Origin of the sequence: Pseudomonas sp. (assembly GCF_017744435.1) — a bacterium.
GTDB lineage: Bacteria > Pseudomonadota > Gammaproteobacteria > Pseudomonadales > Pseudomonadaceae > Aquipseudomonas.
On record NZ_JAGIBG010000001.1, the window covers coordinates 91,336 to 111,819 of the forward strand.

The following is a 20,484-nucleotide window of genomic DNA, read 5'->3' on the forward strand; positions in this document are numbered from 1 at the left end:
GCAAAAGGCTTTTTAGCGTTCTGGCGATTCTATGCCAAGCCCGGGCTGGGTAGGCTCGACGCACACCAATAAATACAAGAGGCTACACATGTCGAGATGTCTACCTGGTTTGCTGGCGCTGGCCGTGGCTTTTGCCTCGGGGCACGTATTGGCCGCTGCCGACCTGGTGCTGGTCAACGGCAAGATCTTCACCGCCGACCGCAACAACCCGCAGGCGCAGGCCATCGCCATCGAAGGCGGCAAGATTGTCGCCGTGGGCACCGACGCCCAGGCGCGGGCACTCGCGGACCCACAGACCCAAGTCATCGACCTGCACGGCAAGCGCGTCACCCCGGGCCTGATCGACACCCACTCCCACGCCATCTTCGGTGGCATGCAACTGAGTGGCGCCGACATGGGCGGCGAGGCGGTGCCACTGGATGAGTTCGAAACCCGCCTGCGCGCATGGCGAGATGACGGGCGCGCCCGCAACGGCGATGTGCTGCAGGTGCTGGGGGTCAGCTCGGCCTACTGGGCCCAGGCCAAGGCGCTGAACGAGCGCTTCGGCCAAGGCGAGTGGGCCTCCACGCCCATCGTGTTCATCGGCGAGGACTACCACACCGCCTGGGCCAACCCGGCCATGCTCAAGCGCGCCGGTATCGACAAGGCATTGCTGGCCACCCTGAGCAAGCAGGAAAAAGACACCATCGGCACCTTCGAAGACGGCCAGCCCAGCGGCTTCCTGGTCGACGCCGGCTGGGACCGGGTCGCCAGCGTCCTGCCCAAGGCCGATGCCGCCACCCTGCTCAAGGGGGCACAGGCCGCCGTGCAGTTCAACAACAGCCTGGGCATCACCGCCTGGATGGACCCGGCCGCCAACAGCATGCCCGGCGAGGCGCTGTTCGATATCAAACCCACCGACCAGACCGTGGGCGTGCTGCCGGCCTACAAGGCGCTCGCCGAACAGGGCGGGCTGAACGCGCATGTCGCGGCGCTGCTGGTGGTCAACCCGAAAAGCACCCCCGCCGACCTGCAGACCATCGACAACGTGCGCAAGCAGTTCGCTGGCGTACCGAACCTGACCCTGCCCGGCATCAAGGTGTTCGCCGACGGCGTGCTGGAGTACCCCGCGCAATCGGCCGCCCTGCTCAAGCCGTACCACAACACACACAAACCGGGTGAATTGCTGATCGACCCGCAACATTTCGGTGAGCTGGTCAGCGCCGCCGACCAGCGTGGCTGGCTGGTACATGTGCACGCCATCGGCGACCGTGCGGTGCGTGAATCACTCAACGGCATCGAACAGGCGCGCAAGGCCGGCAACAGCGGCATCCATCACTCGATCACCCACCTGCAGCTGGTCAACCTCCACGACTTCGCCCGCTTCAAGCCCCTCGACGTGATTGCCTCGATGCAGCTGCTGTGGGCCGCCGGCGACGACTACACCGTCGACATGGTCAAACCCTACGTCGATGCCTCCGCGTTCCGTTACCAGTACCCGGCCCATTCGCTGCAGAAAAATGGCGCGACCATTGCTGGCGCCAGCGACTGGCCGGTGTCGTCACCCAGCCCCTGGCTGGCTATCGCCCAGGCGTCAACGCGCAAGGGCGCGCAAGGCGTGCTCAATGCCGATGAGCGCCTCGACCGCCAGACCATGCTCTATGCCTACACCGCCAATGCCGCCAAGGCCCTGGGCCTGGAGCAGCAGATCGGCTCGCTGAGCCCGGGCAAGCAGGCTGACTTCGTCATCCTCGACCGTGACGTGCTCGCGGTGAACGACCAGCAACTGGGCGAGACCCAGGTGTTGGCCACCTACTTCGGCGGCCAACAGGTCTACGCCCCCCACTAAGCCCTCGCACCTCGGCATGCCTGCACGGCATGCCGCCTTTTCTATCTGCCACAACAACCACAACACAAGATAGGGATGACCATGAAGCACGCTACCCTGGCAGCCGTGTGCGCACTCGGCTGCGCCGCGCTCGCCCCCGCCGCCATCGCGTTGCCGATCAACGATGACTTCGCGCTCGACATCGACCTGGCCGCGGTCAGTGACTACCGCAGCCGCGGCATTTCACAAACCCAGGGCGATCCGGCCGCACAGGCCGATGTCATGCTCAGCCATGCCAGCGGCCTGTACCTGGGCGCCTGGACTTCGAACGTCGATTTCGGCTTCGACAGCAAGACCCGCCAGGAGGTCGACTACTACGGTGGCTGGGCCTGGCAAATGAGTGAGCACGCCAACCTGGACCTGGGGTACCTCAAGTACACCTACCCCAAGGAAAGCCAGTACAACCAGTCAGAGCTGTACGCCATCCTCGATGTGCATGGCTTCAAGCTGGCGGCGTACTACTCCACGGACGCCACGACACAGTACGGCAAGGATCAGGACAGCCTTTACACCTGGGTGGGCTACCACACGGTGCTGCCGCTGGAGGTCGGCCTGGAGCTGCGCTACGGCCGCGCCGACTTCAAGGACCCGAGCTACTGGTCACAGAGCGGCCAGTCACGCGATTCCTACCGTGAATGGGAAGCCAAATTAACCCGCGACTTCCTCGGCCTCATCTGGCGCCTCAGCTATATGGATACCAACCTGTCGCAGGCCGAATGCGCCAGCAACTATGGCTTCGACGATGTCTGCAGCGCCACCGTGGTCGCCGGTGTCAGCAAGCACTTCTGAGGCCTCAGGCCACGGCCCGGCGCTGCAGGATGAAGTGCCGGGCCCGGTCGAACGCCCAGTTGTACAGCACGGTGTAGGGCAGGATGATCACGAAGAAGCCCAGCTCGACCATGAACGCCTGCAGCAGCGAGATCTCCAGCATCCAGGCCGCCACCGGCAGGCACCAGACCACCAGCCCCGCCTCGAAGCCCAGGCCATGAACGAAGCGCGCCAGCGCCTTCCACTGGATGCGCGGCGTCGCCACGAAACGGTCGACCAGTGCGTTGTAGACCATGTTCCAGATCATCGCGATCACCGACAGGGTGACCGCCAGGGTACCGGCCGTGGCCAGCGACTTGCCCATGATCCACGAGAGCAAGGGCGCACACAGCAGCACGGCGAAGATTTCATAGCCGACGGCATGGACCATGCGTTCGGTGAAAGAGACCTTTTTCATAACAGATTCCATCATGTGGTTACGTCGTGGCTCACATTTTCTTTGATGGAACTGATACTCGCGACATAGCACCTATCGGTTTTATCAATAAGAAACGCCAGGCCCGTTGTCACGAAAAGACAGCTGCCTGTCACCTGATGTGAAGCAGCACGCTACACCTGCGGCCTACAGTCTGTTCCAGCGTGACCCAACGCTTACAACAACAATGCAGACTCTGAGAGCGGGCACATCATGCAAGTGGAACAACTGACCTGCACCATCGGTGCGGAACTGCTAGGCCTGAACCTGGCCGACGTCATCCATGACGATGGGCTGTTCGCCGAGGTTCGCCAACAACTGCTCAAGCACCGGGTGCTGTTCCTGCGCAACCAGGACATCAGCCACGCCGAGCATGTGGCGTTCGCCCGGCGCTTTGGCGAACTGGAAGACCACCCGGTGGTCGGCAGCCACCCGGACCACCCTGGCCTGGTGCAGATCCACAAGTCGCCAGAAAACCCGCCAGACCGCTACGAGAACGCCTGGCACACCGACACCACCTGGCGCGAGAACCCGTCCATGGGCGCGGTGCTGCGCTGCCTTGAGTGCCCGCCCGTGGGCGGCGACACCGTGTGGGCGAACATGGTGGTGGCCTACGATCGCCTGCCGGCGGACGTCAAGGCCAGGATCGAAGGCCTGCGCGCCCGCCACAGCATCGAGGCCAGCTTTGGCGCCGCCATGCCGATCGAAAAGCGCCTGGCCCTCAAGGAGCGGTACCCGGATGCCGAGCACCCGGTGGTGCGCACCCATCCGGAAACCGGCGAGAAAGTGCTGTTCGTCAACAGCTTTGCCACCCACTTCAGCAATTACCACACGCCCGAACGGGTACGCTTCGGCCAGGACTTCAGCCCGGGTGCCGGCGAGCTGCTGCGCTACCTGATCAGCCAGGCGACGATCCCGGAGTATCAGGTGCGCTGGCGCTGGAAGCCCAACAGCATTGCCATCTGGGACAACCGCAGCACCCAGCATTACGCGGTCATGGACTACCCGCCCTGCCACCGCAAGATGAATCGCGCCGGCATCGTTGGCGACAAGCCTTACTGATGGGTCGCACAACCGGTGCGTTGGCACCGGCCTGCTTTACGGCAACGCTGCCAGCAGCTTGCCGTTTTTTTTGCGCCAGGCGGCCGGCGGGATGCCGAACTGGCCGATGAACCAGCGGGTAAAGGACGTGGGTGCGGAAAAACCCAGCAACTCGGCAATGCGTTGCAGCGGGTAGTTCGCATTGCCCAGGTAACGCAGGGCCAGTTCGCGGCGGGCTTCGCCGATCAACGCGCTGAACACCTGGCCCTGGTCGCCCAGGCGGCGCTGCAGGGTTCGCACGTTCATGCCCTGCTGCTGGGCGATATGCTCGATCGACGCCCGGCCTTCAGGTAGCCACTCGCGGATCGCCTTGCTCACCGCCTCGACCAGCGACGGCCCACCGTCCTGCTGCAGTGGCACCAGGTAGCGCTGGGCATTGCGCGCCATTGCCGGGTCAGCCCGACCAGCGCCCAGCTCCAGATTGCCGTCGGGGCAGACAATGCCGTTGAAATGGCTGCCAAACACCAGCTCGCAGGTAAACAGGCGCCGATGCAGCTGCAGGTTGGCCGGTGCCGAGTGGGTGAAGTGCACGCTGTAGGGCCGCCAGTGCCTGCCGAGCAAGGTGACGCACAGGCGAAACAGCACGCCCATGGCCAGTTCGTTGGCCTGGCGGTTGGGCATGGCGCTGCGGGTCAGCACGTCCTGGCGGATGATCACCCGGCTGCCCTGCTCATCCAGGTCGATGGCCACCGACGCGTTCATCAGGTGCCGGTAACGCAGCATCACCTGCAGGACATCACGCAGCGAGCGCTGGTGGCACAACAGCAGGCTGACCGCGCCCAGGTCGGAAAACTGCCGCGCCGCTGCCATGCTCAGGCCCAAGGCCTGGCAGCCGCTGGCGGCCGCGGTGTTTTCCAGCAGGCGCACCGCAGCCTCGCCGCACAGGCGGTGCTCGGCGTAGCGTAGCCGGGCCTTGTTCAAGCCCACCTCGGCCAGCAGCGGCACCGGGTCGATCCCGAACTGCTGGCACACCTCAAGGTAGTGGGACAGGGCTCCAGCCCGAATCAGCACGGGCATGCAGCGCGGCTTACGCGCATTCAGCCGTCTTGCGCAGGAAGCCTTGCTGGCCGCCGTTGCGGTTCGGCGCGAAGCCGTTGGCTGCCAGGCTTTCTTCGACGGTGTCGTAGAACACGCCGATCTTGCTGATTTCGCGGGCCTGCTTGGCCGTGGCGATCGGCCGGCCGAACTCGCGCGAGATGCGCACCAGCTGCTCGATCTGCTGCACCGTGGACATCTTCTCGGTCTGCGCCTGGTTCCACAGGTTGTCCTCGATGCCGCAGCGCACGTGCAAGCCCATGGCGATGCCCATCATGTTGACCGGCAGCACGTTGCGCATCGAGCTTTCCACGGTGAGCACCGCGCCGTCCGGTACGGCCCGCAGGATGTTGGCCAGGCTGTAGATGTTCGGCACGTCCATGCCGCCGCCGATGGCCACCCAGTTCATCACCAGCGGGCCTTTGTAGATACCGCGGCGCATCAGGCGCTCGACCGATTCGAAACTGTTCAGGTTGTAGCACTGGAAGGCGCTCTGGATGCCCGCGGCGCTGAGGCGGCGCACGTGCTCCTCGACCCAGCCCGGCTGCGCCGGCACGGTCATTTCCTTGTAGGCCTCATAGACGGCCGGGTCTTCCATCGAGGTGCCGCGCACGTCCTGGTAGCCCCAGTGCTCGACCACGTTCATCTGCGAGGTATTGACCGTCACCGTGACCTGGTCCGGCTTGGGGTCGAGCTCGGCGAGCATGTGGCGGGTGTCGTCGCTCAGCCACTTGGCGGCGGCGCCTTCGGTTTCCGGCGCGAAGCTGATCGAGCCACCCACCTGGATGATCATTTCCGGCACCGCTTCACGCACGCCGGCGATCAGCTCGTTGAACTTGGACAGGCGCTTGGAGCCCTTGCCATCGAGCTCGCGCACATGCAGGTGGAGCACCGTGGCACCAGCGTTGTAGCAGTCCACGGCCTTCTGTATCTGCTCGGCCATGGTTACCGGAATGTCCTCGGGGAAGTCGGACGGTACCCAGGACGGTGCATAGGGTGCTGCGGTGATGATCAGCGGCTGCTGGTTTTCGGTGAACAGGTGGCCATCGAGGAAGTTCATCGGGTGTTCCTTGTTGTGATTGTCAAAGGGTGTCGAGGCAGACCGACGGCTGTTCGGCCACGGCGCAGCGCCGGGCCGGTGCTTCCTGCAGAATCGCGGTATGCGCTGTATTCACAGGTGCATCTCGCGGATCAGCTTCTTGTTGATCTTGCCAACGCTGGTCTTGGGGATGTCGGCCACGAAGTGCACCTGCCGCGGGATCGCCCACTTGTTTATCTGGCCACTGTCGACGAATTGCTTCAGGTGCGCTTCGAGCCCCACCTGGTCGAGGCTGTCGCCAGGCATGCAGACCACCAGTGCGATCGGCCGCTCGCCCCAGCGCTCGTCGGGAATGCCCACCACCGCCACGGCGTTGACCGCCGTGTGCAGGCTGATCAGGTTTTCCAGCGCGAGGGAGCTGATCCACTCACCGCCGGTCTTGATCACGTCCTTGATCCGGTCCTTGATCTCCAGCACCCCGTGGCGGTCGATCGAGCCCATGTCACCGGTGTGCATCCAGCCGTCCTGCCACAGTTCGGCGCCCATGCCGGGCTCGTGCAGGTAGCCCTGGGTCAGCCATGGCGAGCGCACCACGATCTCGCCCAGCGACTCGCCGTCGTGGGCCACATCAAGGCCATTGGCATCGACGATGCGCAGGTCGACCATGGCCACCGGGGCGCCGGTCTTGATCCGCTGCGCCACCTGCTCGGCCATGGGCAGCGCCAGGTGTTCGTCGCGCAGGTGGGTCAGGGTCAGCAGCGGGCAGGTTTCCGACATGCCGTAACCGCTGAAGATCAGCATGCCGCGCTCGCTGGCCTGACGCGCCAGGCCCTGGGTCAGGGCGCTGCCGCCGAGCAGCAGCTTCCAGCGGCTGAAATCGGCGTGCCGGCCCTGCTCGCTGTCGAGCATCATCTGCAGCAAGGTCGGCACGCAGTGAGAGAACGTCACCCCTTCGTCGCGGTACAGGCGCACCAGCTTGTCCGCCTCGTAGCGGCCCGGATACACCTGCTTGATCCCCAGCGCCGTGGCCGTGTAGGGCACGCCCCAGGCGTGCACGTGGAACATCGGCGTGATCGGCATGTACACATCGCCCGAGCGCAGCAACGGCTGGGTATCGTAGGCGGCGAAGGTGCCCAGCTGGTTCAGGGTGTGCAGCACCAGCTGGCGATGCGAGAAGTACACACCCTTGGGGTTGCCGGTGGTGCCGGTGGTGTAGAACAGCGTCGCCACCGACTGCTCGTCGAAGTCCTCGAACTCGGCCTCGGGGCTGGCCGCTGCCAGCAGCGCCTCGTACTCGCCCAGTACCGGCAGCGAGGTAGCCACCGCCTCGTCGTCGCTGAGCTGCAGGTAGCCCTTGACCGTGCCCAGCTGGCCGTGGACCTGCTCCAGCAGCGGCACGAAGTCGTCATGCACCAGCACCAGGTCATCCTCGGCGTGGTTCATGGTGTAGGCCACCTGTTCCGGCGACAGGCGAATGTTCACCGTGTGCAGCACCGCACCGAGCATCGGCACGGCGAAGAAGCATTCCAGCGAACGGTGGCTGTCCCAGTCCAGCAGCGCCACGGTGTCGCCGGCCTGAACCCCGGCCGCGCGCAGCACGTTGGCCAGCCGCCGCACGCGCTGGTCGAGCTCGCGGTAGGTGTAGCGCAGCTTGTCGGCGTAGACGATCTCCTGGTCCGGCTGGTGCCGCACGCCCGACATCAACAGGCGCTTGATCAGCAAGGGGTAGGCATAGGCGCCGGGTGCCGGCGGCATTATTTTTGTCTTGGCCATGACGTTGTGTCCGATTTCCGTGTTCGATTCGACGAGTAGACCTGCCGGCTACGCCTGCACCTGCGCTTGCGCGCGCGGTACCTGGGCGTTGTCACAGGGTTGCGGTTGGGCCTCGCAAGGCGTGGGGGCGGCCGCGACAAAGCGCTTGTCGGGCAGCAGGAAGTGCGACAGCGCCGGGATCAGCAGCAGCGCACCGAGCATGTTCCAGAGGAACATGAAGGTCAGCAGGATGCCCATGTCGGCCTGGAACTTGATCGGCGACCAGGCCCAGCCGACCACACCGGCGGCCAGGGTGATGCCCACCAGGCCGACCACCCGGCCCGTGAAGGCCACGGCGTTCTGGTAGGCCTCGCCCAGGGTGCGGCCCTGGCGCTGGTAGTGCAGCTGCACGCTGAGCAGGTACAGCGCGTAGTCCACGCCAATGCCGACCCCCAAGGCGATGACCGGCAAGGTGGCCACTTTCACGCCAATGCCCATCGCCACCATCAACGCCTCGCACAGCACCGAGGTCAGCACCAGTGGCAGCAGCGCCACCAGGGTCGCGCGCCAGCTGCGGAAGGTCACCAGGCAGAACAGCGTGACCGCCAGGTAGACGAACAGCAGCATGGTGCGGTTGGCGTCGCGCACGACGATATTGGTCGCCGCCTCGATGCCGGCGCTGCCGGCGGCCAGCAGGAACTGGCGGTCGGGGCTGCTGTTGTCGCGGGCGAAGCGGTCGGCGATGGCCACCACGTCATCCAGGGTCTGGGCCTTGTGGTCCTTGAGGTAGGCGATCACCGGCATCATCGAGCAGTCGTTGTTGAACAGCTCGGGGGCGTTGACCGAGGCCTGCTGGGCGGCGTAGTTGAGCATGTCCTGGTTGCGCTGCAGGCTGTTCATCTTCGGGTTGCCTTCGAAGGAACCAGCGGTGATCTGGCGCACGGCGTTGACCAGCGACACCGTGGTCTGCACCCCCGGGTACTGCTGCAGCTCCCACGCCAGGCGGTCGGCGAGAATCAGCGTGTTGTAGCTCAGGCAGCCTTCCGCCGGGGTCTTGACCATCACCGCGAACAGGTCGCTGGACAGCGCATAGTGGCTGGTGATGTAGGCGTTGTCGCGGTTGTAGCGCGAATCGGCGCGCAGCTCCGGCGCACCACTGTCGAGGTCACCGATCTTCAGTTGCAGGCTCACCCAGAAGCCGCCCACGCCCATCAGCGTGGCGACCAGCAGCGCGCCGGTGGCCCACTTGCGCGTGGTGAAGCGGTCGAGCGCATCCCACAGCTTGCCGAAGCCCCGGTGCTCGGCGGCGCGGCGGTCGATGCGCAGGGCCCGTTCAGCCGCCTTGCGGCCGACGCCCACGTAGGACAGCGCAACCGGAATCAACAGCAACGAGGTGAAGATCAGCACCGCCACGCCGATGCTGGCGGTGATCGCCAGGTCCTTGATCACCGGAATGTCGATCAGCATCAGCACGGCAAAGCCCACGGCGTCCGCCAGCAGCGCGGTGACCCCGGCCACGAACAGACGGCGGAAGGTGTAGCGCGCCGCCACCAGCTTGTGGGTGCCCCGGCCGATGTCCTGCATGATGCCGTTCATCTTCTGCGCCGCGTGGGACACGCCGATGGCGAAGATCAGGAACGGCACCAGGATCGAGTACGGGTCGATGGCATAGCCCAACCAGCCGACGATGCCCAACTGCCACACCACGGCCGCCAGCGAGCAGAACACCACCAGCAGCGTACTGCGCACGCAGCGGGTGTACAGGAAGATGATCACCAGCGAGGTGGCCACGGCCAGGGCGAAGAACATCATCACCTGGATCAGGCCCTCGATCAGGTCGCCCATCAGCTTGGCAAAGCCGATCACCCGCACCTTGTACTTGCCCTCGCCTTCCTTGCCGGACGCCCGCGCCTTGCTGTCACCGCCGTACTCGTACTTGTCACGCAACTGCTGCTCGAGCATCTGCGAGAACTGCCGGTAGTCGATGCCGCGCCCGGTGGCCAGGTCGTGGTCGAGCAGCGGCACCACCAGCATGCTCGACTTGAAATCGGTCGCCACCAGGCTGCCGACGATGCCGGCACGGTTGATGTTCTGGCGCAACTGCTCGATGTCGGCCGGCTTGCCCTGATAGTCATCGGGCATCACCGCGCCGCCCTGGAAGCCTTCTTCGGTGACCTCGGTCCAGCGCACGCCCGGGCTCCATAAAGACTTCATCCAGGCACGGTCGACGCCCTGGGCGAGGAACAGCTCGTCGTTGATCTTTTTCAGCACGTCCAGGTATTCGGGGTCGAAGATGTCGCCCTGGGTGTTCTCCACCACCACCCGCACCGAGTTGCCCAGGCCACGCAGCGACTTGCGGTTGTCCAGGTAGTTCTGGATGTAGGGCTGGCTCTGCGGAATCATCTTCTCGAAGCTGGGGCGCAGTTCCAGGCGGGTGACCGCCACATAGCCGAGCACCAGCGTGGCCAGCACCATGAACAGCATGAACAGCGGGCGATAGTTGAAGACCATGCGTTCCAGCAGGTTGCCGGAGCGTCGATCGAAATCCCGCAGGTCGCGGATCACCGGCATGGTGTCTTGCTTGATGTTGGCCATCACGGGGCTCTCTTGGAATTATTGTGGGTCTTGGCGGGCAGGCAGCACGCGCACGCCGCGTTCACCCACCAGCACGGTGCCGTTGCCATGGGTCTGCAAAGCGCCGGCCACCGGTGCCAGCGGCACCTGCGCTTGCAGGGCGAAACTCAGCCCGCCGTCGTGGCTGCGCAGCACATGCCCGGCCTGGCTGAACAGCCAGTAGTCGCCGCTGTTGTCGAGGGTGGCGGCGGTGATGCTCTGGCCCAGCCCGGTGTCCACCTTGGTCCAGCTCTGGCCGCCATCGAGGCTGCGGGCCAGATGGCCGCGCAGGCCATAGGCGAGCACTTCGCCGGGCTTGCCGAGAATGCCGAACCAGGTGCCCTGGTAAGGGCTGGGCAAGGCGACGAAGCGTTGCTGCTGGGCATTCCACTTGAGCAGCAAGCCTTGCTCGCCGGCCACGTAGAGGTCATCACCGACCGCACGGATGGCATTGAGGTGCAAGCCTTGCGGGTTGTCGGTGCGGTCCTGCATCGGCACCCAGCTTGCGCCGCCGTCGTCGGTGCGCAGGATCAGGTTGAACACGCCCACCGCGTAGCCGTGCCTGGCGTCGATGAAGCACACGCCGAGGAACGGCTTGTCGGCGCCCTCTTCTTCCAGGCGCTGGCCTTCGGCAGCGAACTGCGCCCATTGCTCGTCATCCGGGTGGGCCTTGGCCAGGGCCTGGTAATGGGCCGCTACCAGGGCGCCGATCTTCCGGCCATCGAGCTGCACGGCCCAGTTCACACCGCCGTCGCGGCTGTGCAGGATCACCCCGTCGTTGCCCACCGCCCAGCCGTCCTCGGGGGTGGGGAAAGCCAGGGCATTGAGGTCGGCACTCACCGGCACGTTGGCCTGGTGCCAGTCCTGGCCCTGGTTATCGGAATACACGATGTGGCCACGAGCGCCCACCGCGACCAGCCGTTCGCCGGCCCGCGCCACATCGCGCAGGGCGCTGTGCACTGCCAGCGCGCTGGGCCTGGCCGGCAAGTCGAGCACATCGACATAGGCCGCCCGGGCCACTCCGCCGGTGCCGCCCAGGGCGAGCGTGATTGCCAGCGCCCACGGCGCATACTTGTTCAAAGAAGCCATGCCACATCCTCTGCAAAGCTTGACGGCGGCCACGCGCGGACCACCGCCAGACGGGTCGTCGGGGTCAGCGAATACCGGCGCCGGCCAGGGCTTCCGGCGACCACTGCGCCTTGGACAGAGGGGCGATGTACTCGATACCGCCATGTGGGCCGATCAGGCCGTTGACGTTGTAGGTGCTGCCGACCAGGTCGTAGACCACGTGCGGGTTGCTGTTGGGCGTCTGCACGTCGTAGCTCTGGGTGAAGAAGGCGAACGAGCCGCGGTACAGCTGGCCACGGGCGTCGTACTGGTCGGAGGCCAGGGCCACCCAGCTGTCCTCGTCGAGGTAGAAGCGGCGCTTGGCATAGATGTGCCGGGCATTGCCCTTGAGGGTGCCCTCCACCACCCACACGCGGTGCTTCTCCCAGCGCACCTGGTCAGGCGCCAGGTGATTGGGCGTGGTCAGGGTTTTCGGGTCGTGGATGTAGGTCAGCTTGTAGGTGTTGTACGGCACGTACATGTCCTTCTTGCCGACCAGGTGCCAGTCATAGCGGTCCAGCGCACCGTTGAACACGTAGATGTCGTCGAACGTGCCCGAGCCCGCGGTGCCAGGGTTTGGCGTGTCGTAGGCCAGGTTCGGCGCCAGCTTCACCCGGCGCTGCCCTGGCAGGTACTGCCAGGCGCGGCGCTCCTGCACCAGCGGGTTGGCGGCGTCCTTGAGCATCATCGACTCACCGGCCCGGCGCGCCGGGCCTTCGAAGTACAGCTTGGTCTGGAAGTAGATGTCCTTGGGCTCGATGACCTTGTTCAGGTCTTCGTAGATCGGATAGGCGTTGTACGCAAGGCCCGTGGTGGCCAGGGCCGCGACGCCGGCGGAGTCGACGTTCCAGGAGTCGTACTTGGCCTTCTGCGCCACACCCTGGTAGCGCAGCAGGTGGTTCCACATGGCCTCGGCACCCGACTGCGGGATCGGGAACGGTACGCCCGGCAGCACATTCTCGATGGCCATGCCGTCCTGCAGGGACTTGGCATTGGCGGCATTCTTCAGGGTGTTGTCGAGCAGCGCCTGGGGCAACGCCGCCGTGCGGTGGCTCGGGTACACGTCGAGGTGGAAGGTCGGGAAACGCTTGGCCAGCTCCACGGTGGTCGCGGTCAGCGAATCCTTGTACTGGTCGACGTTCTTGCCATCGATCACCAGCAGCGGCTTCTCTGCAGCGTAAGGGTCCGGGCGCAGGGTATCGCCCTGCTTGAACCCGGCAGGCGGGGTATTCAGGCCGCCCTGGTAGGCCGGGATCGAGCCGTCGGCGCTGGCCGCCTTTTCGGCACCGACCAGGGTCAGGTCCTTGCCCAGCCGGGCGACTTCCTGCGCCGGGGCGGCGGCATGGGCATTACCGGCAATCACGACCGCAAGCGAGGCCGACAGCAGGCTGTTGAGATACTTCATCACGTTTCTCCGCTTGTTGTTATAGGACTTGTTGTTGTTCCAGGGAGCTTCAGAAGGTGGTCTTGAACGAGGCAGTGACCATGCCGCGGTCCTTCAGCAGTGGCGCCAGGCCGGCCTGCGAAGTGATCTGCCCGGGGATGCACTGGTAGCGCCCGTTGGTGCCGGGGGTGTTGTTGTCGGTACCGGTTTCGCAGGTATCGAACTTGCCGAAGGAGTCGACGTACTTCAGGTCGAACTTGTACTTCTGGTAGACGTCGGCGGCGATGCCGATCGAGTAGCTGCCGGAGTCTTCGTTGCCGCCCAGCTGCACCGCCGAGTTGCCCTTGAGGCCGACGTTGTAGGACAGCGGCAGGGTGATATCGACCCCCGGCAGCGCCTGGAACCAGGTCGGGGTGAAGTTGACCGCCAGGGTGTAGGCGTTGGTGGTGACCTTGTCGACGCCTTCGTAGCTGGAGTCGCCCTTGAAGGTCTGCTCGCCCTTGTCGACGCTGACCAGGTGGGTCATGGCGCCCTCCACGGCCAGCGACGAGGCGTTCCACAGCGGCGTGGCGCCGAACGACACCAGGCCGTTGAGTACCACGTGGAAGGTCTTGCCGCGGGCCAACCCGGTTTCACCGTGGCCTGGCACTTCACCGATCAGGTTGGTACCGCCGGCGGTGCCGGCCAGGGCGTCGTACAGCGGCCCGTTGATGGTGGTGAAGTTGCTGATCAGCGGCATGTTCTCGCGGTAGTTGACGTCCAGCCCGACGCTGACCGGGCCGATGTTCTTGGCCAGGCTGATGCCGTAGATATCGATGTCGTCGGCGTAGGCCGTCATGTAGCTGGTGCCTTCCAGGCTGCCCTTGTGCAGGTTGGGGGCGTTGATCAGCACCGCCGGAGTCGGGTCGGAGGTGTTGCGGTAGTAGAAGCCCAGGGTGCCGTCGAGCCATTCCGGGCTCCACTTGGCCATCACGCCGAAGTCGCCGGCGTTGCGCGGGCGGATGTCATGCCCGCGGGGAGCGCCATAGAAGGCACCGGCACCGCCGACCGCGTTGGGTACTGGCAGCCAGAAGATGTCGGCGCCGTCGCCCAGCATGTCGTAGGCACCCATGTAGGTGCCCCCTTCAGGCAGGCGCGAGTTGTCGAATTCAAGAAAGTACTGCGCCGCCAGGGTCAGCTCGGGGTTGACCGTGTAGCTCAGCGACAGCTGCTTGCGCGGCAGGAACAGCTCTTTGGTTTCGGTGCCGGGCACGTTGTACAGCTTGGCCAGGTCCAGGGCCGACTGGCCATAGTTGATGCCGTTGGCGGCGTTGAACAGCGTCTCGCCCCAGTACACCGAGTGCCAGCCTAGCTTGCCGCTCACCATCGATTCGTCGCCGACTTCGGTGTTGTAGAACACGAAGGCATCGAGGAATTCGCCAGACGGGCCGTTGTAGTAACGGTCGGAGTAACTGCTCAGGCCATGGCGCCTGGACGGCCCGCCCTGCAGCACGGTGCCCGCCGGCAGGCTTCCGGCCGGGCGCGCCAGGACCAGGTTGCCGGCATTGCCCGCCTGGCCCGGGAACGGGTTGGAATTGGAACCCACGTCGTCATAGGCGTGGTCGTACCAGCTGGCGGCACTCACGCGCATGCCCATGTTGCCCTGGTACACCACGTCCAGCTCGGTCAGCAGGTCGAGCCGCTGGGTCACCGCGCTGCCGACGCTGAAGTTCTTGTCACCGTCGTTGAGGTTGGCGGTGCGCGCGATCTTGGCGTTTTCTCCCTCGACCCGCTGGCCGTAGCTGAGCTTGGCGGTGTTGTCGAAGCGCACGTTCCAGTCGGGGTCGGCGAGGTCAAGCTGGAATGCCTGGGCAGCCGGGGTGCCGGCGACCAGCAACAGCGTGGCCATCAGTTTGTGGCGGTTAAGGCAGAAGAGAACGTTCTTATTGTTGTTCATGCGATGTCTCTGCTTGGGATGTGCAAGGTGCCAGCAACGAGCGGTTGCTGGCCTGCCCTTGAATGCGCGTGCCCCGCGCGATTCAGCGATCGAGTTGGCGGATCAATGCCTCGGCTTGTGGCCATGGGCCAAAGCCCGACGCCGGGTTGAGGTGGCCGACGGCGCCGAGTTCGAGCAGCTCGCTGCCCCACTCATCGGCCATGCGGGCGACCGCTTCGAAGCTCGCCAGGTGGTCGTTGCTGCTGGCGGCCACGATGCTCGGGAATGGCAGGCGAGCGTTCGGCAGCGGTGCCCAGCCATTGGCGCGCAGGCTGTCAGGGGTGGGGTAATTGGCCGGCCATTCGGTTTCCAGGTCAGGTGGCGCGGCCAGCAAGGCGCCCTTGATCGGGCGTTGGTAACGGGCGGCCCAGTGCGCCACCATCAGCACACCGGCGCTGTGCGCCACCAGGATCACCGGGCCATCGATGCTGGCCAGTTCGCGCTCGATCGCGTCGACCCGGGCGCTGCAGCTGAGCTTGTCGGTTTCCAGCGGGGGTACCGAGCGCACCTTGCCCAGGCGCGCTTGCAACAGGGTTTGCCAATGTTCGGGTACATGGTCGCGCAAGCCGGGCACGATCAGCACGGTTGCGGTGGTTTGCAGTTTTTCCACGTCAGGGCCCTTGCTCTGGTCAGCTCGGTCGATTGCCGACTGCTTGAGGCCAGAGTAAAGAGTCCCCCTGCCAGACGCTTTACATTGCGCGTCACGTACTTTTCAGTTGATGACACGGCAGCCATGGCACGCCGCAAGCGGGCTCCACCGCTCGGAAATGGCTTTTCATCTGACGACACAACCGCTATAAGAAGCTTCCCGCCAGCGCAGCGGGAGCTCATCAAGATCACGTGGAAAACAATAAAATGTCCGTGCTCGCCCGTGCTGCAACCTTGACCAATTACCTCGAAGTTTCACGCCATCTGGGCCTCAACGGCCATGGTTTGCTGGCCCAGGCCGGCCTCAGTGCATCGCTGCTGGAAACCCCTGATCAACGCATCCCCGTGGCCGCTGCCATCAGCGTGCTGGAGGAGTCGGCGCGGCTGAGCGGCTGCGAAGCCTTCGGCCTGCGGATGGCCGAACTGCGCCAGTTGTCGGACTTCGGCGAGGTCAGCCTGCTGATCAACCATCAGCACTCGCTGCGCGATGCCCTGCAGGTGATCGTGCAGTACCGCCACGTGCTCAACAACGCGTTGGCCATCCACATCGAAGAAATCGGCAAGACCGTGATCATCCGCGAGGAGGTCATCACCGACCAGCCGATGCACAGCCGCCAGGCCACCGAGATGGCCATCGGCGTGATGCACCGCTTCTGCTCGGTGCTGCTGGGGCCGCACTGGCACCCGATCAGCGCCAACTTCACCCACGCCGCCCCCGCCAACCTGGCGATCCACCGGCGCATCTTCGGCTGCAAGCTGGAGTTCAACAGCGACTTCAACGGCATCGTCTGCTCAGCGTCCGACCTTGACACCACCAACCCCCAGGCCAACGAAGGCATGGCGCGCCTGGCGCAGCGTTATGTGGGGGTGCTGCAGGATGAGAACCTGCCGTCGCTGACGCTGGAAGTGCGCAAGGCGATCTTCCTGCTGATGCCCATGGGCCGCGCCACCATCGAACACATCGCCCAGACCCAGGGCATGAACGTGCGCACCCTGCAGCGGCGCCTGGAAGAAGAAGGTGCGACCTTCAGCGAGCTGGTCAACGGCGTGCGCCGCGACCTGGTGGTGCGCTACCTGGCAAGCCCCGGCTACTCACTGGGGCGCATCGCCGACATGCTCGGCTATTCCATGCACAGCTCGTTCACCCGCTGGTTCATCAGCCAGTTCGGCCAACCACCCGCGGCCTGGCGCGCGCAGCATGAACCGCACACGCAACCCAAACGCAGCCGCAGTCGCAGCGCTGCCCAGGCTGCCGTCAGCGCCCGCTGACGGCCCTGGGCCTGCGGGTTACAGGCCGAAGCGCAGCAACCCCAGCACCAGCAGCACCAGGAACACCGTTTCGCCCACCATCAGCAGGATCGGCTTGATGCCCACGGCGGCCAGTTCCTTGAGCTGGGTCTTCATGCCGAGGGCGGCGATCGACACCACCAGGCACCAGCGCGACAGCTCGTTGATGCTGCCCTGCACCACCAGCGGCACCCAGCCGGTGCTGTTGACGCAGGCCAGGAGCAGGAAGCCGACCGCGAACCACGGCAGCAACGGCGGGCGCTTGCCGCTGCTGTCGATGCCCTGGCGACGGCCGATCATGGCCGCGACGACGATCACCGGGACCAGCATGGCCACGCGCATCAGCTTGACCACCGTGGCGGTGTCGCCGGTTTCGGTGGACATGCTGTAGCCCGCCCCCACCACTTGCGCCACATCATGGATGGTGGCGCCAAGGAACACCCCGGCCGTTTGCGGCGACAGGCCCAGGGCATTGGCGATCATCGGGTAGAGGATCATCGCCAGGGTCGACAGCGCCGACACCCCGATCACGGTGAACAGCGTGGCGCGTTCCTTCTGCGGGTGGCTGGGCAATGCGGCGGCCAGCGCCAGCGCCGCCGAAGCACCGCAGATCGCCGTGGCGCCGCCGGTGAGCATGCCGAACAGGCGCTGGAAGCCCAGGGCCTTGGCCGCCACCATCGACACACTGATGGTCACAACCACCAGGATCACCACCAGCGCCACGGCTTTCCAGCCAAGGCCGGCCATCTGTTCCAGGGTGATGCGCATGCCCAGCAAGGCCACGCCCAGGCGCAGCACGGTGCGTGCGGTGAACTCGATGCCGGCCTTGCACGTGCCGTCTGCGCTGAGGAAGTTCAGGGCCAGCCCCAGCAGCAGGGCGAACAGCATCACCGGTGCGCCGTAATGCTCGGCCAGGAAGCTTGCCGCACCTGCCGCGATCAGGCTGACGATCAGCCCGGGCGCCAGTTCGCGCACGCGGTGGTTGACCTGGGAAAGTGCCAGTGTGCTCATGCCACCACCTCCTGGCGGGCCAGTACGATAAACACCCGGTCACCCTCGACCTCTACCGGGTAACTGGCGACCTTGAGCGCAGTGGAATTGAGCAGGTAGCCGCTGGCCAGATCAAAGCGCAGGCCGTGGGATCGGCACTGAATCACCGCCCCCTGCAGCTGCCCGGCACACAGCGAAGCGCCTTGGTGCGGGCAACTGTCGTCGACCGCCAACAGGCGCCCATCCACGTTGAACAGCGCCACGCTCTTGCCCTCACCCTCGACCAGGCAGCGCTCGCCAATCGCCGGCACCCGCGCTGCCGGCACTTCGATACGCCGGTTCATCCTTTCACCTGCTCCATGCGCGATACGGCCATGTGCATGGCTTCGAGCAATGCCTCGGCCGGTTGGGCACCCACCACCTGCAGCCGATCATCGAAGACGAAACAGGGCACGCCGCGTCTGGCAATGTCGGCGCTGGCACTGACGAATGGCAGGCCATCACCGCGCAGGCTGCCAGCCAGGCTGTGCGCAGCAAAGCCGCACTGCTCGGCGATGCGCAACAGCGTGGCACGGTCACCCAGGTCTTCGCCCTGCGTGAAGTACGCGGCCAGCAGCCGCTCCAGCAGCGCCTCGACCTGCGCTTCGCTGCCCAGTTCGCTGGCATGCAAGAGCAAGCGATGGGCGTCGGCCGTGTTGGGCATGCGCTGGATGCGGCTGAAGTCGATCTGCTCACCCACGGCGCTGGCGGCTTCGCGCACCTGGGCCTGGCGCTGGTGCACGGCCTGGTCGCTGCCCAGGCGCCGGCGGTAGAACTCGGCGAACGGCTGGCCGTCGAACGGCAGCTCAGGCAGCAGTTGCACGCCCTGCCAGGCCAGGTTGACCTCGACCTCCGGCTGCGCCGCCTTGAACTGCGCCAGCGCAGCTTGCAATTGCCGACGGCCGATCAGGCACCACGGGCAGATGAAATCGAAGTACACATCAATCGACAACGAACGCTTCACGAGCGGGCCTCCAGGGTGGGCTGCACGGGCGCTTGCACGGGTTCACCGGGCTGCAGGCGCGCCATGTCAAGGTGGTAGTAACGCTTGGCGTAGAAGAACACCGCAGCAGCGCCGATGCTGATCAACGGCACCAGCTGGAATGCCGACTGCAGGCCGATCAGATCGGACACCTTGCCGGTGATCAGCGGGCCGGTGGCCAGCCCCAACAGGTTGTTGCTCAAGGTCAGGGTGGCGAACGCGGTGCCGTGCACCGAGTAGTGGGTCAGGTTGGCGACCATGGCACTGGACGGGCCATTGGTGCCGGCGGCAATCATCATGCCCAGGCAGATCAGCACCAGCTGCGCCAACCCTGGCGGCATGGCAAACGCCACCGACAGCAGCAGGCAACTGCCCAGGCAGTAGGCGATGGCCAGGCTGATCTTGCGGTCCGGGCAGTGGCGCCCCATGCGGTCGCAGAGCATGCCGCACAGGACGATGCCGATGCCGCTGCACAGCACGATGATCGCCGCCACGGCGCCGGCGCGATCAGTGCCCATGGCGTAGTAGCGGTTCAGGTAGCTGGGGAACCAGACGATCACCGTGCCACCGACGAACAGCTGCAAGCCGCTGCCGACATAGGCGCAGATCACCGAGCGGCTTGAATACAGGGTACGCAGTGGGCGCAGCGCCTTGAGCGCCGCCTTGTCGGGCCTGGCCTCATTGCCGTTGGGCGCAATGCGCGCTTCGCGCACGATCAGCGGGTACAGCAGCGCCAGCACCAGGCCGAACAGGGCCATGCCGGCGAACGCCCAGCGCCAGCCCAGGTGCTGGGCCATCACCCCGCCCAGGGCCATGCCCAGCACCGAGCCGAACATGCCACCGGCCATGAACGAGCCGGCCAGTGTGGCGCGCATCTCGCGCGGGAACACCGCCACCACCACGGCGATGCCGACGCTGCCGTAGGCCGCCTCGCCGACGCCGACCATGAAGCGGGCAATGAACATTTCCTGGTAGTTGTCCGCCAGGCCGCAGCCCAGGGTCGCCAGGCTCCATATCACGGCCATGGCGGTCAGGCTCTTGATCCGGCCAATGCGGTCGGCGAGCAGCGACAGGGGGAAGGTCAGCAGGCCGACCATCAGCGCAACGATGCCACTGAGCAGGCCGAGCTGGCTGTCGCTGAGCAGCCACTCCTGTTTCAGCAGCGGGAACACGGCGTTGAGCACCTGGCGCGACATGTAGTCGGAAATCAACAGGCCGAACGTCAGGGCGAAGACGATCCAGGCGTAGCGCCGTGGAATGCCGAGCGAAGTATCAGTGCCAGGTTGTGCCGCACTGGCGTGATAGGTGGCCATGCTGCCTCCTCGGATATCTGGGTTTTTTGTTGTTATTGCTTGCAGGCTATCGGGCGTAGCTGAACCGCGGAATGCTTGTCCAAAGGCAATGTAGGCCGTTGCGCAAGGG

At 65.4% G+C, this 20,484-nt stretch carries 17 protein-coding genes; 4 read left to right on the forward strand and 13 right to left on the reverse strand.

All coding sequences use genetic code 11. From position 1 onward, the window contains the following. The first annotated feature begins 88 nt into the window (after positions 1 to 88). Together J7573_RS00435 and J7573_RS00440 are read left to right on the forward strand one after the other, a co-directional pair. Positions 89 to 1,828, forward strand: coding sequence for an amidohydrolase (locus tag J7573_RS00435; RefSeq protein ID WP_294323574.1), 1,740 nt, complete (start codon positions 89 to 91; stop codon positions 1,826 to 1,828). An 81-nt stretch (positions 1,829 to 1,909) separates the two neighbouring features. After that, positions 1,910 to 2,656 (forward strand): TorF family putative porin, encoded by a 747-nt coding sequence (locus J7573_RS00440; RefSeq protein WP_294323577.1) that lies wholly within the window; start codon positions 1,910 to 1,912, stop codon positions 2,654 to 2,656. Between the two features lie 4 nt (positions 2,657 to 2,660). Here the strand turns inward: J7573_RS00440 and J7573_RS00445 are convergent, their stop codons facing one another. Beyond that, positions 2,661 to 3,092 carry a multidrug/biocide efflux PACE transporter gene (locus J7573_RS00445; protein WP_103446998.1) on the reverse strand — a complete coding sequence of 144 codons (432 nt, stop codon included), beginning with the start codon at positions 3,090 to 3,092 and terminating at the stop codon, positions 2,661 to 2,663. Between the two features lie 231 nt (positions 3,093 to 3,323). Between J7573_RS00445 and J7573_RS00450 the strand changes: the two genes are divergently transcribed. After that, complete coding sequence (locus tag J7573_RS00450; protein WP_294323585.1) at positions 3,324 to 4,172, forward strand: TauD/TfdA family dioxygenase; 849 nt, start codon at positions 3,324 to 3,326, stop codon at positions 4,170 to 4,172. 36 nt (positions 4,173 to 4,208) lie between these two features. On the opposite strand, the gene J7573_RS00455 is transcribed toward J7573_RS00450, so the two are convergent. From J7573_RS00455 to J7573_RS00490, 8 genes are all read right to left on the reverse strand, one after another. Beyond that, positions 4,209 to 5,228: an AraC family transcriptional regulator gene (locus J7573_RS00455; RefSeq protein WP_294323588.1), complete on the reverse strand. Its 1,020-nt coding sequence runs from the start codon at positions 5,226 to 5,228 to the stop codon at positions 4,209 to 4,211. Positions 5,229 to 5,238: 10 nt separating this feature from the next. After that, positions 5,239 to 6,306 carry a 3-keto-5-aminohexanoate cleavage protein gene (locus J7573_RS00460; protein WP_294323591.1) on the reverse strand — a complete coding sequence of 356 codons (1,068 nt, stop codon included), beginning with the start codon at positions 6,304 to 6,306 and terminating at the stop codon, positions 5,239 to 5,241. A 111-nt stretch (positions 6,307 to 6,417) separates the two neighbouring features. Then, the gene (locus tag J7573_RS00465) at positions 6,418 to 8,058 is read right to left on the reverse strand and encodes a fatty acid--CoA ligase (RefSeq protein ID WP_294323594.1); all 1,641 of its coding nucleotides are present in this window, start codon (positions 8,056 to 8,058) and stop codon (positions 6,418 to 6,420) included. Between the two features lie 48 nt (positions 8,059 to 8,106). Further along, positions 8,107 to 10,632 carry an MMPL family transporter gene (locus J7573_RS00470; RefSeq protein ID WP_294323597.1) on the reverse strand — a complete coding sequence of 842 codons (2,526 nt, stop codon included), beginning with the start codon at positions 10,630 to 10,632 and terminating at the stop codon, positions 8,107 to 8,109. 18 nt (positions 10,633 to 10,650) lie between these two features. Continuing rightward, entirely contained in the window at positions 10,651 to 11,739 is a 1,089-nt protein-coding gene (locus J7573_RS00475) for a YCF48-related protein (RefSeq protein ID WP_294323600.1), read from the reverse strand. A gap of 64 nt (positions 11,740 to 11,803) precedes the next feature. Next, positions 11,804 to 13,162 carry a DUF1329 domain-containing protein gene (locus tag J7573_RS00480; RefSeq protein ID WP_294323602.1) on the reverse strand — a complete coding sequence of 453 codons (1,359 nt, stop codon included), beginning with the start codon at positions 13,160 to 13,162 and terminating at the stop codon, positions 11,804 to 11,806. A 49-nt stretch (positions 13,163 to 13,211) separates the two neighbouring features. Continuing rightward, entirely contained in the window at positions 13,212 to 15,077 is a 1,866-nt protein-coding gene (locus tag J7573_RS00485; RefSeq protein WP_294323606.1) for a DUF1302 domain-containing protein, read from the reverse strand. An 82-nt stretch (positions 15,078 to 15,159) separates the two neighbouring features. Continuing rightward, positions 15,160 to 15,726, reverse strand: coding sequence for an alpha/beta hydrolase (locus J7573_RS00490; RefSeq protein ID WP_294323608.1), 567 nt, complete (start codon positions 15,724 to 15,726; stop codon positions 15,160 to 15,162). A 245-nt stretch (positions 15,727 to 15,971) separates the two neighbouring features. Between J7573_RS00490 and J7573_RS00495 the strand changes: the two genes are divergently transcribed. Next, the gene (locus J7573_RS00495) at positions 15,972 to 17,033 is read left to right on the forward strand and encodes an AraC family transcriptional regulator (RefSeq protein WP_294323611.1); all 1,062 of its coding nucleotides are present in this window, start codon (positions 15,972 to 15,974) and stop codon (positions 17,031 to 17,033) included. A gap of 18 nt (positions 17,034 to 17,051) precedes the next feature. Here J7573_RS00495 and J7573_RS00500 read toward each other — a convergent pair whose 3' ends face one another. From J7573_RS00500 to J7573_RS00515, 4 genes are read right to left on the reverse strand one after another with little or no spacing between them, the layout of a single operon-like run. Beyond that, positions 17,052 to 18,062, reverse strand: a complete 1,011-nt coding sequence (locus tag J7573_RS00500) for a putative sulfate exporter family transporter (protein WP_294323613.1) — start codon at positions 18,060 to 18,062, stop codon at positions 17,052 to 17,054. Then, positions 18,059 to 18,385 carry a Rieske 2Fe-2S domain-containing protein gene (locus J7573_RS00505; protein WP_294323615.1) on the reverse strand — a complete coding sequence of 109 codons (327 nt, stop codon included), beginning with the start codon at positions 18,383 to 18,385 and terminating at the stop codon, positions 18,059 to 18,061. Before J7573_RS00505 ends, J7573_RS00500 begins: the two co-directional genes overlap by 4 nt. Continuing rightward, positions 18,382 to 19,044 (reverse strand): DsbA family oxidoreductase, encoded by a 663-nt coding sequence (locus J7573_RS00510; protein WP_294323616.1) that lies wholly within the window; start codon positions 19,042 to 19,044, stop codon positions 18,382 to 18,384. Before J7573_RS00510 ends, J7573_RS00505 begins: the two co-directional genes overlap by 4 nt. Further along, positions 19,041 to 20,375, reverse strand: coding sequence for an MFS transporter (locus J7573_RS00515; protein ID WP_294323618.1), 1,335 nt, complete (start codon positions 20,373 to 20,375; stop codon positions 19,041 to 19,043). The genes J7573_RS00510 and J7573_RS00515 overlap by 4 nt, the downstream gene beginning before the upstream one ends. Positions 20,376 to 20,484: the final 109 nt, after the last annotated feature.